Origin of the sequence: Aquimarina sp. AD10, from assembly GCF_003443715.1 — a bacterium.
In the GTDB taxonomy this organism is placed as follows: domain Bacteria; phylum Bacteroidota; class Bacteroidia; order Flavobacteriales; family Flavobacteriaceae; genus Aquimarina; species Aquimarina aggregata.
Window position 1 is genome coordinate 5,203,438 of the sequence record NZ_CP031965.1, and the last position, 14,911, is coordinate 5,218,348.

Annotated in this window: 10 protein-coding genes; 3 read left to right on the forward strand and 7 right to left on the reverse strand. The window is 32.7% G+C overall.

Annotation, left to right across the window (positions count from 1 at the left end):
• Window positions 1-18: 18 nt before the first annotated feature.
• From D1816_RS21580 to D1816_RS21590, 3 genes are all read right to left on the reverse strand, one after another.
• Complete coding sequence (locus tag D1816_RS21580) at window positions 19-567, reverse strand: hypothetical protein (RefSeq protein ID WP_118505636.1); 549 nt, start codon at window positions 565-567, stop codon at window positions 19-21.
• A 379-nt stretch (window positions 568-946) separates the two neighbouring features.
• Window positions 947-1,402, reverse strand: a complete 456-nt coding sequence (locus D1816_RS21585) for a hypothetical protein (protein ID WP_118505638.1) — start codon at window positions 1,400-1,402, stop codon at window positions 947-949.
• Window positions 1,403-1,543: 141 nt separating this feature from the next.
• Complete coding sequence (locus tag D1816_RS21590; RefSeq protein WP_147405020.1) at window positions 1,544-2,488, reverse strand: hypothetical protein; 945 nt, start codon at window positions 2,486-2,488, stop codon at window positions 1,544-1,546.
• Between the two features lie 193 nt (window positions 2,489-2,681).
• On the opposite strand from D1816_RS21590, the gene D1816_RS21595 reads away from it, so the two are divergent.
• Window positions 2,682-3,326 (forward strand): DUF4494 domain-containing protein, encoded by a 645-nt coding sequence (locus D1816_RS21595; RefSeq protein ID WP_118505642.1) that lies wholly within the window; start codon window positions 2,682-2,684, stop codon window positions 3,324-3,326.
• A gap of 196 nt (window positions 3,327-3,522) precedes the next feature.
• On the opposite strand, the gene D1816_RS21600 is transcribed toward D1816_RS21595, so the two are convergent.
• The 4 genes from D1816_RS21600 to D1816_RS21615 all read right to left on the reverse strand — a co-directional run bounded on the left by D1816_RS21600 (window position 3,523) and on the right by D1816_RS21615 (window position 13,380).
• Entirely contained in the window at window positions 3,523-6,651 is a 3,129-nt protein-coding gene (locus D1816_RS21600; protein ID WP_118505644.1) for a family 16 glycosylhydrolase, read from the reverse strand.
• Between the two features lie 478 nt (window positions 6,652-7,129).
• Window positions 7,130-8,617, reverse strand: a complete 1,488-nt coding sequence (locus D1816_RS21605) for a hypothetical protein (protein ID WP_118505646.1) — start codon at window positions 8,615-8,617, stop codon at window positions 7,130-7,132.
• Between the two features lie 292 nt (window positions 8,618-8,909).
• Entirely contained in the window at window positions 8,910-11,426 is a 2,517-nt protein-coding gene (locus D1816_RS21610) for a zinc-dependent metalloprotease (protein WP_118505648.1), read from the reverse strand.
• Window positions 11,427-11,898: 472 nt separating this feature from the next.
• Complete coding sequence (locus D1816_RS21615) at window positions 11,899-13,380, reverse strand: hypothetical protein (protein WP_118505650.1); 1,482 nt, start codon at window positions 13,378-13,380, stop codon at window positions 11,899-11,901.
• 154 nt (window positions 13,381-13,534) lie between these two features.
• Between D1816_RS21615 and yiaA the strand changes: the two genes are divergently transcribed.
• Window positions 13,535-14,011: an inner membrane protein YiaA gene (gene yiaA, locus D1816_RS21620; RefSeq protein ID WP_066307771.1), complete on the forward strand. Its 477-nt coding sequence runs from the start codon at window positions 13,535-13,537 to the stop codon at window positions 14,009-14,011.
• Between the two features lie 155 nt (window positions 14,012-14,166).
• Window positions 14,167-14,907 carry a ceramidase domain-containing protein gene (locus tag D1816_RS21625; RefSeq protein WP_118505652.1) on the forward strand — a complete coding sequence of 247 codons (741 nt, stop codon included), beginning with the start codon at window positions 14,167-14,169 and terminating at the stop codon, window positions 14,905-14,907.
• Window positions 14,908-14,911 lie beyond the last annotated feature (4 nt).

Below are 14,911 nucleotides of genomic sequence, written 5' to 3' on the forward strand. Positions count from 1 at the left end.
GATAGCTTTTTAGCTCATTTATGATGATAACCAAGCACCAAGCTCTTTTGTATCTCCATTGGGATATCTTACGCCATATATTTCTGCTTCAATTTCATGTATATAAGGATATTTATCCAAATACTCTTCACCACCATAATCACTATAATCTCCTCGTATTGGAAAAATAGCGATATGCTCCATATCTTTTAAGCCATGTAATTGCCCCAATACCCATTTACCTAATTTTGAAGTAATGGCATCTTCGGTAGCTAAGAAAATAAATTTTTTATGTTCCTTTATTTTATTTTTAATAGCTTGATGTACAAGTTTAACAGCTGCAGTAGAAGTGTCATCAAACATATTTGCTTCGATCCAATCTGCAGCAAGTAAAACATCAAAATTGCTCAAAAAATTAATAGCGCTGTCTAATTCTTCTAATTCATCATGTTTGTGAAATATAAATACAGGGACTTTAAAATCAGGATTTTCTTCTCTGAAAAGTTTTAAACTTTCAGTAACAGTTTTCATATATATCCTAGCAGAGTTTCTGTACTGTTTAAGCCCATAATGTGGTAAAATACTCATTTGTGTGAAATGTATTTATTGTTGTGTATAACGTTTTAACACTAGAATTTGTTATACTACGTTTTGTTAAATAAAATTTTTAACTCGTAATATAGATTGTACGTTATTTCTTTAAGGTAAGTTTAAGCTATGTTGTATTAAAAATACATTATTTTTCTATGTATTAGTGTTAAAAAAGCAAAGAAAACAAACAGGTAGATATAACTATTAGACGAAGTAATTTTGATTTGATATACTATTTTGAAAAGAGTATTAATTAAATTAAAATGTAAGACCTCTCAGAGGTTTCAAGAAATTCTAGAGAGGTCTTAACACTAATACAAACTCAATTTTCAATGTTTTGATAAGATGCAGCTTAAAAGCTGTTTTATTATTGCGTTTATTCTTTTTTTGTAAAAAGTAGGTTCATTTCGTCATATACTTTTTTTACATCAGGTTCATCTTTCCCAGCCCTATACCGTATTGCTTGATAAAAACTTAGTGCGTTGGTATAGTTGTCATAGTCAAGTAAAATTTTAGTATCTGTTAGTTGTTGGGTTAGTTGTTTAAGGATATCAATATTTTCTTTGATTTGAAGACATGTGGTGTAATCTCTATCAAACTCTTCTTTATCTAAAAATGTTGGTACCAAATCTGGATGTTGTTCCATATGATTTTTGGCAGTATCGATGATGCACATGTTTTGATTTGCAATATGTGTATATTGATCACGTTGATCTGTTGTAAGCTCTATAGCCTTACCAACGATTACTTCTTTTATAGCTAGAATACCTTGATTAAGCTGATGTAATTCTGCATCAGAAAAGGTAATGCTACTTAGATTTTCTAAGGACATTTTAATGGGTTTACGGGTTTACTAGAAATGTGATATGGCAAACCTAAGTGAAATAAACGTGTGATGTAAAGGGGACAATCTCCCTTTCTTACAGGGGAAATTTCTGGAAACTTTAAAGTTTAAAAGGTGTTTTGTGTCATTTTAGTCATTTTCTATAATAAGTTCAAGCATCCCATAACCTTTTGTTTTAGAGGTTTTAGTGGGCTCTAGAAGACTTTGTCTATAGTACGCCAATCCATTTGCAAACTTAGCGCCATGACCCACTTGAGAACCACTACTTTTTAAAGTAATATCAAGATTCCATTCAGGAGCTTGTACCTGGATTGTTTTAGGAATATTATCTCGACCACTTATTTTATCTTTAGTCGTAGTTATCGTTTGTAATATAAAACTTGGCAGAGAAGAGACTTTAACTTGTGTGCCATTAAAAGACCATTTGGTAGCAGTTTGTTTACCTTTATGCTGCTCAAAATGAAAGAAATCACCATTAATTACCAATGGGATCCAAAAAAAAGTTTCAAAATCACCAAAATTCTTTACAGCTGAAGCACTCCATCGGATGCGTTCATATATCATCCATCCTTTTCTAATCTTTTTTTTGACTTTTGCAGTAGTCCTAAAAGCATAAATCTCTTTCTCGGTAGTATCTGATGGCATAGCTACCCATTTTGATTTTTCAGGAATTGTTAGGTGTACTGCTGGAGCTCCCGGAATTTTAGTAATGATTTGTCTGGTTGTGGTTTGAAACTGAAATGTTTTGGTGCTAATGTGTTCCCAAGATTCCTTTGGTATACTATCAAAAGCACTAGTTACTTTTTTCTTGACATATGCAATTGGCCAATGATTTTTTGTGCCATACCAACTTTTAAATTCCTTTGTATATCCGTTGGTATTAATTGACCAATTCATATCTAATGGAATAACTAATGGTGCTGCTTCATCATCGGCAATAAAGACAAAATAATCACTGTAATACGAATAATTGTCGGGTGAAATAAGTTTTTCTGAGTAGTGATTGTAGTTAAAGAAAGATAGTAAACTCATACATATACTAAGTAGCGTAACTTTTCGAACTAATGAAAACATAAGATTGTTTTTTTAAGTAGACTTAGTATAAAGTATAACCTTACAGGTTTTATTTTTAACCTTTACATTACTAAAAATATAATGGATTATTGTTTTTAATGTTGCTTTTAGAATATTGTGAATATCTATTTTTGAGAATAATAGTACGACCTTTTTTTAAAATTTATATTTGCCTCCCTAAAAAAGAAACGATATGAGTGCAACTTGGTATGAGTGTAAAATAAAATATAGAAAACTAAATGATTCGGGTGTGCAAAAGGTAACTACAGAACCTTATTTGGTAGATGCTATATCCTATACCGAAGCCGAATCCAGAATTAATGAAGAGATGTCGGCATATATTAGTGATGAGTTTAAAATTACAAATATAAAGGTAGCTAACTTTGCAGAGATTCATCCTTTTGAAAATTCTGACCGTTGGTTTAAATCAAAAGTATCCCTAATTGCTTATGATGAAGAAAGTGGTAAAGAAAGGAAGTCAAATATCTACTTATTAGTACAAGCAAATGATGTTAAAGAAGCCTTTGATAATACAAACGCAGCATTGAAGGGGACAACTAGTGATTATACAATTCCTGCAATAGCAGAATCTCCTATTATGGATGTTTTTCCTTATTTTTCCGGAGAAGAAGAACAGGCAGAACAGATAGAGCGTTTTAATGCAATAAAGGAATCTGGCGCTCCTAAGGTAGAGGTTGAGTTGGAAGAAGATTTTGATGAGGTTACTGAAAAAGTGGTATTAGAAGAATCTGAAGTTATTGAAGACGATGTAACAAAAGAATCTAGTGAAGAGGAAAATGTTGTACAAGAAAGTACTACTGAAGAAGATTTTTCTTAACAAATGATCACAATAAAAATTTATAAACCCGGATGAAGATCCGGGTTTTTTAATAAAAAGACCGCTAAGAAAAAATAAACTTAGCGGCCTTAAGATGGATGGTTAGTGACTATTGTGTTAAAATATAAAATTTTAAGTGCCATATCCATTTTTTGAATATGGCACTTAAAGTTGTACCTGCCTATTTAGTTTTATATTATTTAATAACTAAAGTTTTTGACATAGAAACAGATCTAGTCTTGTACGAAATAAAGTATACTCCTTTGGCAGAAGAAGCAGCTTCAATTAAGCTTGTAATCTCGATAGCAGAAGTAGTTCCTTCAGCTCCATCATAATTCATTGAAGCAATAATTTGACCACTTAAATTATGAATTGAAATTCGAGCACGCTCATTTTTGTCTGAATAAATGTTCAAGAAAGACTCACCATTTGCATTAACTGGGTTTGGATAAATACTGAAACTATCAGATTTACTAATGCTTGTATCTTTTCCATTTCCACCAAATCGACTACGACTTGATAGCCATTTCATGTCGTATTTGGGCCCTTTACATTTACATCCTTTACTACCTTGATCTACACGACCAGGACATACTTTTTCATCCTTAATTCTCTTACCTTGAATAGTAATAGCATCTCCGTGTCCAGGTTCGTTACCACACTGTATAGTATTGTATCTAGGATCTCCATTTCTTAAATCTCTGAACTTAGGGTGTTTTTTAAGTTCATCACAAACATCTCTAATGTTTCTTCTTTGTCCGTTGATAGTGATTTTAAAATTACCAACACCGTGATCAAATGAAGATTTACAGAAACAATAACCGTTTGCTTTATAACTATCTTTCCATGAATTTGCATTTGGAACAATTTTCACACCTTGATCAAAAGTATCTCTACCAGTACAACCTGAGTCTCCTCCATTGTCTGGTTCTCCGACAGTGCCATCACCACCATTACCTCCGCCTGTACCAGAAGTAGAAGCGTTTACTTGAGAAGTAGGAGTTGGTCCGCCTGAATTACAAAGAGCACGTATAACGAATGTATATTCTGTTCCAGCATTTAGACCACCTATGGTTAATGGAGAACTAGCACCGCTCTTGTATGCATCTGCACCATTAATGTTACCAGTAAATGTGCCTTTCTTAAAGGCTCTTAATTCATATGTTTTTACTCCACTTAATTGATTAAATGCAATAGTAACAGAATTATTAGTATTTCCTGTAGAATTTAAACCTGTAACCTTATTAGTGGTATTACACGCTCCTCCAGTTGGTGTTGGATCTGGATCTGTTGTTCCAGTTGAAAGCGTTATGTTGTTTTTAGAACACGCTTTGATATTTTGTTGCCATCCAGCACCTACTGGTCTAATACTTCCTTTCAATAAGTAATTAGAACCTGCTGCAGGAGCATTATTAAGGTTAATAGTTACTGTTGTAGTACCAGATCCTGCGCTAACAGTTTTTCTACCTTGTCCTAACCATCCTGAATTCCATAATTCTACTACTACATCTCTATTTTGATCAGCAGAGTAGGTAACAGGAACTTGAATAGAAGTACCCGTTGTAAGTGTAGAAGGTAAACTATTACAATCTATCGATACAGCATCACGATTTGGATCTGAATTAGGAACAGGATCAGCAGTAGTGTTATATGTAATAGTTAAAACTGGTTTTCCGTTTTGATTTTCATCAGATGCGAAACTTACATCATTTCCTCCTGTTTGTGTAACCACTAGTGTTAAGAAGTTTCCACTTACCGATAGGTTGTTTAATTTGAAATTTTGTGCTTGGTTTAGACTATAAGTTTTATTTAAGCTTCCTAATAAAGCACCTGTTCCAGGAGCATTAGAAGTGCTTAAATTACTTTCGTTCCAGTTATTGCTATTACCATTGTTTACATTGATATTACCGTTACCAGCATCACCGTTAACTGTTAATTTTAAATTTGCATCAGTAATAGTACCGCTAATGTTAGATACGTCAAATTTTAGATAAGACACTCTTTTTCCATTTTCTGTACGTAAAACAGTACTGTTAAAACGAGTACCTCCTTGTAAATAGGCATCATCAATAGCTGATAAAGAAACCGTTTGTGGAGAAGTTGGGTCCGGATCTGGGTCTGGGTCTGGGTCTGTTGTTCCAGTCGAAAGCGTTATGTTGTTTTTAGAACACGCTTTAATATTTTGTTGCCATCCGGCACCAACCGGACGAACACTTGCTTTTAATAAATAATTAGAGCCTGCAGCAGGAGCATTATTTATATTAATAGTTACTGTTGTAGTTCCGGATCCTGCACTTACAGTCTTTTTTCCTTGTGCTAACCATCCTGAATTCCATAATTCTACTACTACATCTCTATTTTGATCAGCAGTATAAGAAACAGGAACTTGAATAGAAGTACCCGTTGTAAGAGTAGAAGGTAAACTATTACAATCAATAGAAACAGTACTAGGATTTGGATCTGGATCTGTATTACCACAATCAGAATTGCAGTCTACCAATCTATAAGATCTAACCCAATCATAATATGTAGTTCTATTAGCTTGAGAATCATTCATACCGTCTCTTCCGTTCTTTGGAGGGTTCCAGTCGTAAGTCTCTACTACCATTCGTAAATACATAGGAAGATTAAAGTTTGCAGCAGGAGTAACTTCATATACAAACTTACCATCTAGGTAAAATAGAAGTTCTTTTGCACTCTTCCACCATACACCATATGTATGATACCCTGCGTATGCTGGTTCACCGATGTCAGCTTTGTTTCCTCTAATGCCAATAGGTGTGCTATTACATCGTGCGCCTCTACTATGCGTATTAGAATTTATAGTAACAATATTTCTATTAATCCAGGCTTGCCCACCAGTGTTAACACCTATATTTTCAGTTACGTCAAGCTCAGTAGTTCTGAAATCACATCCTGTGAATTCATTTCTTTTATTAATCAGCCAAAAAGTGGATGACATAAAAGTTTTGTTAGCTTTCATACGAGTCTCATAATACCCATATTGGTTTCGGGTTTTTGATCTTACAAGACCGCCATTGTGTGTCCATCCACCAAAAGGATTTGACTTTTTCGAAGCTGATACTTTAAGATTTCCATTGCCAACAGATACCGACGAAGTTTCAAATCTGGCAGGTCGTCTACCTTCCCATTGCGGATCGTTTATTGCCCATTTGGAGGTGTTTAATGATGAACCGTTAAATTCATCTGACATGACTTCAATTTTTTCCCACTTTTTTCCATTTGGAGGTGCGGGTTGTGCGAAAGACTTTTGAGATGCAATACAAAATAGTATCGCACACAAAAGATAGGTGATTTTTTTCATGACTTGTGCGTGTTAGTTGTTGTTTGAGTTAATTTTTTAGTATAATTAGAGTTAATAATTTAATATAAAACTAATGATGACTAGTATAATTATATAAACAGGTTTAGTATTCGTAGTGAATTATAAGAATTCGTAGTAATTTGATTAGAATTCGAAAAACAGAAAATGTACATTTTACATTTATAATTTTATTTAATTGTGTCTGATTTATAGATAGTTGTGGTTTTGTGGGCGATTAAGAAACGATATAGGAAATACAAAAATAAAGTAGCTCATAAATACGATAGAAGTTTTGATTGCAATTTTTAGACAAAACACAATAAAGCATAACCTAATAAATAGAGAAATACTAAATTATATCTAGTGCTTTGATATATCAAAATGGTATCGAGATGTAATTAACAAAAGCTCAAACTTAACCTTCATAAAAAAAAGCTTCTATCGCATCCCGATAACCATGGTTTTGAATTAGCAACAATTATTCTTGTATAGTATTGTTTTCTAAGGTGTTTGTATACTTTTTTATTAAGGTTTTAAAACCAGTTGTGTCTATATTGCCTTGGATTGACCATGCAAAATCTAACTTTAATTGGCCAGTAAAAATACTATCGTTTAAAGGGATATAAGCATCTCCTATATAGGGGGTCGAAGAATTTTTACTAGTATTTAGCGCATCAGGATTTACAGTAGCCATACTATGACAACTCATACAATTTGTTCTAACGCCTGCGTAAGTGGGTATGGTGTCCTTTTTTGCTGTAGTAATCTGGCTAATCTTTTTATTAAATACGTCAGGTCCAAATCCAGCTTCTAAATATGGGTTAAAGGCATAGTTCGGATTACCTTGTATATTTATACCATTATTAGGTTCTTCAGGATTTATCATATAATAGGCTACAGCCATAGCATAATGAGATGCTGCATGAGTAAGGGCTTTAGGTCTTTGGTTAGCAATGGCTTGTGAACTCGGAGCTACAGGATTATCAGGGTCTGCCACCCACCAAAAAGTCTGCCAGGTCCATCGGGTATTTTCTCTAGAATTAACATGCATACCTACAAGAATAACGATATCTCCTGGGTTAGCGGTCATGGGATTACTCGTGTTTTCGGTAAACTCTTGATTAAAAAAATGAGCATCCTCCTTATTCATGGTATAGTGTATAAAATCACTTAGGTCATAGGTTGTGGCAGCTGTGGGTTCAGGAGGAGTGGTACTATTTGGAAAATACAATTGATTACCATCTCCATGACTGTGATTGGTGATGTCTATATAAACTGCAGAATGCCAATCTTTTTCAGGGAAAGCAGCAAGAGAATCTATAGTGCCAGGCCAAGTAGAAATGGCAAACAGTTTTTGATCTTTTGCTTTAGAAACAGGCAAAATTTTAAATACTGGTTTAATTGTAATGGCATCGTCTGGAAATATCGGAATTTCAGTTTTACCCTGTTTTGCGTATTGGTATAAAGATGATGCTAGAAACAACTTGTTCTTTATAGCATGATTCGCAGCAGACGGACTATATGAGACTGATTCATGTATGCTGTCATTTACAGTATGTCCGAAATGAGTGAACTGATTTGGACGTTTGAGATTAGCTCTGTTGGATCTTTTATTTGGTTTTTGCAAAATAGAATCAATCATTTCTTCTGGAGTAAGCCAAGTTTCAAAAACAAGTAAATTTTGACCTCCTGCAGTTTGGCTTGTGGGCTGTGTTAATCCAGCCCATATACCCCAACCATGAGTATATATCTTTAAAGTATCATTTTTACGAATCCATTCGTTAAGTGTAGTAGAGTCTTCAGGAAACTTGAAGTTTGGTACGTTAACTTTAGGGAAATTTACCGGTGTAATCTTATCATAGATAAAAGGATCTTGTGTCGCAATTGGCTTTTTCTTTTCAGGGCTACATGCCTTAATAGTAAGTATGAGTAATGCTAAGCCGAGAGTAGTGAGTTTAGTTTTCATAAATAATGGTTTAGTATTTATTGATTTAAAAACTATTTTGGACGAAGGGTGTTTACTACTATGCTTACAATATTTTTTTGAATGTTTAATTTACGTCAATAATTAAGGAATTACATACGGAATTCCGTATAAAGGTTTGAAAAGTTTTGTGTATATAGAAAGAGTACTGGTTTGATTTTGAGTAAGGTGATTGCTATGTAAATGTAATATTCTTATTTTGTAGAAATATTATATAAAATAATAAACCCCTAACTGAGCATCAGTTAGGGGTTTATTCATATAAGTTTAATTACTATTTCTTGGGCTCTAGAATAGATGTAATTCGTTCAACAATATCCTGTAAATGATATCTTGTCATTCTGTCTCCTGTTCTGGCAATAGCACTTCTTGTATTTCTACGCAATGTATTTAGCTCTGCACGAACAACTGCTCTTATATCACTTTGTGATGCATTAACATTTGTTCTCACTACAAATCTTCTAAAATTTTCAGGAATTTTAGGTTGTTCTTTTGTCATTAAGAATTCCATTCTATCAACATATGCTCGTTGTACATTACGACGATAAACATCTATAGTTCTACCGCTAGATAACTCAGACCAAAGTCCTGATCTTAATTCTGTCATCATATCCAATAATGTATATGCATCTTTAGTATTTAATGCCTCATTTTCTATTAATCTTGCCATACGGCCATGATCTAATAAGTTATTAAGGGTTCGTACTTGTGTACCTCGAATACGTTCTATATTACCAGCCGATTCTATTTTATCAAAAATATTCTTATCTAATAACCATGCTGGAGTGGCAAACAACTGCTCGTGCAAAAATTTCATTGCACGTTTTTGATTTGCTTTCGTCACATGAGTATAAACGGCACCTTCTTGATCATAAGTTTTAAAATATTCATATACACCTCCAATATTAGAAGATACATGCCCCATATAGCGATTATACTGTCCTAATACTTGTCTGTACATGGTGCCTAAATCGTCGTAGTTTTTACCTTCTTCTGCTGTCCATTTTATAAGGTTAGGTACAATGCGTTGTAGGTTTTTAATTCCATAAGTACTTGCATTAACAGCATCGTCACCTAAATCTTCAGTTTGTGAACTAGGATCTATTACTCCAAACTGTTGTCTTCCAAATCGGTACATTGGATCATTTTGGTGCTCTAGAATCCAGCTGTCTAATGTTTTCTTTTCTCCTTTGGCAGTTTGATCCAAAATTGGGCGATATCCCCATCGTATAGCATGTTTGTCATATATTCCTACAGCAGGCATTAAAGCCACATCCCCGTCACCAGGTTGCGCAACATAGTTAAATCTGGCATAATCCATAATAGATGGCGCCGTACCATATTTTTTAGTAAACTCAGGGTCTCTAAGAGACTCTACAGGGTATGCAACACTGCTTCCCATATTATGGGGTAATCCTAATGTGTGTCCTACCTCATGAGCAGATACAAATCGAATAAGTTTACCCATTACTTCATCCTTGAATGCTACAGTTTGAGCTTGAGGGTTGATAGCAGCGGTTTGAACAAAAAACCAATTTCGTAATAAAGTCATTACATTATGATACCAGTTGATATCACTTTCTAAAATTTCACCAGATCTAGGGTCGCTTACATGGGGACCGTTAGCATTTGGAATAGGTGATGCTAAATAACGTACTACAGAGTAACGAACATCTTCAGGACTCCAATCAGGATCTTCTTCTACAGTAGGAGGGTCTTTTGCAATAATTGCTTCTTTAAAACCAGCTTGTTCAAAAGCTATTTGCCAATCTTCAATCCCTTGTTTAATGTATTTTCTCCATTTTTCTGGCGTAGCGCGATCTATATAATATACAATCTGCTTTTTAGGTATTACAAGCTCACCTCTTTTAAATTTTTCAAGATCTTCATCTTTTACTTCTAATCTCCATCTATCAAGGTAACGAACAGTTTTACTTTCTTGAGCTTCTAATCCATAATCAGTTTGTCCTCTGGCAAACCATCCCACACGTTGATCAAAATAACGACGTTTCATAGGAGTTTTAGGGAGTAAAATCATAGAATTACTCATTTCTAAAGAAATAGAGCCTGTACTACTATTTGATGGAGGCTCACCTGCGCTATATGTTTTGACATGACGCGCTTCAATATTTAATGGATAACTTCTGATCGTATCAATATATGATTTACTGTCATCGAGTTTAGAAATCTTGTATTGTTTTCTTCTTCTACTTGGAAAACCTAGCGCTTTGACATCTTTTTTGTATAAGCTAGTGACGTCTATTACAGTAGCGGTAGTTTTAGAAATAGAATCTTTATGAAATGCTTTTATTGGGAAAGCATATAAGATAGGTTCAAAATTCGAATTCTCTACGGCTTCATGAATTGGTAATGAATCTGCAGCAAAAATCTGATGAGAAACTACACGAAGTAATATTTGTTTATTTTTTCGTTGCCATCTTAAGACTTGAGTGTTTTGTTTACCACCTCCAAAACCAATTCCTGTGGCAGTTTTAGCAATTCTGGTAACCATTAACATTTCTCTGTTTAACAGAGAATCAGGAATCTCATAATAATATTTGTTATCTAGATTATGAACAGTAAATAAGCCTTTGTCACTTTTAGCTTTTTTGGTAATCACTTTGCCATAAGGCAATATAGTGTCTTTGTTTTTACCGGGTTTTTTTGCTGGTGCTTGGATATTTTTTCCTTTTTTCCCCTTTTTTCCTTTTTTAGACTGAAAAGCATAACAGTCGGTAGAAATAGTGATTACTGCTAATAATAACAGTAGTCGAAACGTATTTTTAAGCATGTGATGTGTTTTTTTTCCGGCGGAAGGTAATAAAATATAAACCGGACTTATGTGAAAGGAAGGTTAAAGGTTAACAGAGAGAGGGTTTTACTATAACGATTGTTAAGTTTTATAGAGAGTTTTTAGTTCTTGTTTAGTATATAACAAATAGTATGCTTTAATAGATTTTCTATTAATGACTCTAGTTATTAATATGATATGAAATACAAGGAAATATTTTTATCGAAGACTTTAGGTGAAATTTGAAGTGTCTTAGAATTTGTATATCTATTCTATTGTGAACTAGGATTAAGAATTTTAGACAATGTAATATTGGATTAAAAACAAAAGTAAAATGAAAATAAAATCGCTTTTTTATAACATTAGGCTATCAAAATTCATCTGTATATTTTGGGTAGTATCTGGACAAGATTAAACAAAGATAAGTTTGTAAGGGAATTGATCTTTCTTAGCACACGTGGGGTGATAAATGTTAACTAATTAATTTTAGAGTAGTTTCATAAAGCCCCATGTCTTGTGTTTTACATTTTAACCAAGCATAAAAGCTGATTTCAAAAATATCATCTTGTTTTGCTTTAGGAATATTAGCCAAGTCATAGACTTTGGTTTTAAACTCTTTAGTAGTGGCAATTTCAGGTTTTCGATAATATGCTAAAGTTAGTTTTAAAAAAGTTAATATTCGAATTTCTTGATTGTCTTTAAGATAACCGCCATGCTTTTTTCTAAAACTATTTACTCTAGATTCTACCAGATCCATATGGTCTAATTCTATATGTAGTATAATTTCAACAAGATTTTTTTTTATTACCCATAACATTCCGGCTTTTTCTATGTACCAATGATCACTATGGTAAAAATTGGTTAGAATCATAAATGCATTTCTAAATTGTGATTGTTGAATGTAGCATACAATTAAACCTAATTTTAAATCTAAAATGGAGGTTACTTGGTCTTTATATTTAATGTTGTCAAAAGACTCAAGTATAGCAATTGCTTTATGCGCATTTCCTGTATAATTTAGATTTAATGTCTGTAATAGGGTGTATTGAGGAAAAAAACGTTTGTTATATTTTTGTTGATGTTTTAACATTTGATCTTTCATTAAAGAAAGATATTGCATTGATGTTTTAAAATTTCGATTTCTAAAATAGGCATTGGCTACATAATACAAGATTTGAATATGATAGAACAATTGTTTGTCCATTAAATTTTCCTTAGCATCGATTTGTGAATAGGCTTCTTCAACAAAAGGAAGTATAGTATAATAATCTCGTGTTACTTGAGCAGTAGTGTTTGTGATTTCAAGGATTTTAAAAAGTGATCTAAAGGTGAGTCCTTTAGTAACCGAAATACCAAATGAACTTAAAGTCTTTTTAATAATGCCTACAAAATCTTTTTTTTGTTGCATTAATTTGTTTTGTATTGTAGCATAAAAGAGGTTAAGATTTTCTTCTTGCTGCAAAGCTTCTTTATTATTTCTAAAATCAGAAATTAGTTCATCTAACGATATTTTATTGTTGAGGTGACCATATTGAATTTTTGTATAATAAATTTCATTAAGAATACTAAAAAGATCATATGTTTTTGCTTTTTGTTCTGCCTTGAGAATTGTTTTAAAAGCAATTTTATATTGCTTTTGTTCAAAGAAAATTCTACTTGCTAGTAAAAGCTTTAGGATTTCCATTTCTTCAGAAGTCTCTCCTTCAAAACTTTTAGAAGCAATAAAATCAATTAAACTATCATGAACTCTTTTACTAAGTGCATGAAAAGCTCCCTTTGAGGGCTTTCCGTAGAGTAAAACATCAGGATTAAGAACATGATCTGTAGTGTCCAGAAGTTTGAACAATTGAATGTTTTTGGTGTCACCTCTTTTGTTTTTTTGTCGTTGAGAAACTATAAAACTTCGTTTTTCTTCATCTGATAATGTCTGTATTATTGAAGATATAGTATTCATTATATCATAAGTTATTTAGTATTTAAATGACTATAAATAAATACATTAATTTTTAAAAAAATAAATTATATCGTAAGTTTTTTAAAAAATTAGAATTTGATAGCTAACAGAATCATCACACATTTGTACTGTTAATCATCAAAAACAATTTATCATGGATTATAAATTTAGTAATGATGTATCAGAAGATACAGTAAATGAAAAAGTAGAAAAAAGAGTACAAAAAGTGTATGATCAAAAACCAACTCCTGCTTTTATATCAGCATCTTGGACAGCACTATTTATTGGTATGGTATCCTATTGTATTGGTCTTTGGAATGCTTATATGGAACTAAATGAGAAAGGGTATTACTTTACAATTTTGTTATTTGGGTTATTCTCTGCAGTATCTGTTCAAAAAAGTGTTAGAGATAGATTAGAAGGGATACCTGTTACAGACATCTACTACGGAATTAGTTGGTTTACAACTATCATATCAATTTTGTTATTAGTGATAGGGTTGTGGAATGCAGACCTAGAGTTAAGTGAAAAAGGTTTTTATGGAATGGCTTTTACGTTAAGTTTATTCGCCGCTATTGCCGTACAAAAAAACACAAGAGATAAAAAGTTTATTGAAAAAAGTGAAGACTAATCAAAAGAAGGAGCTGGTTCTGTTTAATGATAATTGTTTCATTAAATAGTATCGGGGGTAGGCTCCTTGTTTTGATGATTAGTAAAGACAGCCGCTAGGTTGCGGCTGTCTTTTTAATGAGTGCCGAATAATCGAGTCTATAATTTATATTTAAAATGAAGAAAGAAAAAATAGGAGGTTTTTTACTGGTGTCATTAGGTATACTTGCTATTACCATAATGTTTTTTCTAAACCCAATACTACAAAACGAGGAATACCATTCTTTTAGCGACACACGGGATATTTTTAGTATCCCAAATTTTTGGAATGTTATATCGAATCTATTATTTGTTATTGTAGGAATAAGAGGTTTGTATATGTTTAGTAAGGGTAGAAGGGCAGAGTTACAGTATTTGATACTTTGTATTGGAATTATTTTAACCGGTTTAGGGTCTGCTTATTATCATTTCTCACCAAATACGCAATCATTGATTTGGGATAGATTACCAATGACAATTGTTTTTATGACCTTATTTTCAACAGTAATTAGCGAATTTATCTCTAAGAAATTAGGTAACTTTATTTTAGCTCCTTTGTTGTTAATTGGACTAGGTTCAATTGTTTATTGGGTATATGGAGAAACACATGATTTGAGACCTTATGTTTTAGTACAGTTTTATCCATTGATAACAATACTCTTAATTCTTGTTTTTTACAAATCGAATACTAGTACTAAAAAAACATATTGGTTACTCCTGATTTCGTATCTAATTGCAAAAATAGTAGAATATTATGATGACTTTATTTACTATGTGTTGACCATTATTAGTGGGCATTCATTAAAACATATTTTTGCAGGATTAGGTCTTTGGGTCTTATTGAAATCCTACGAAGAAAGAATATCTATCATGAAATAAAAAT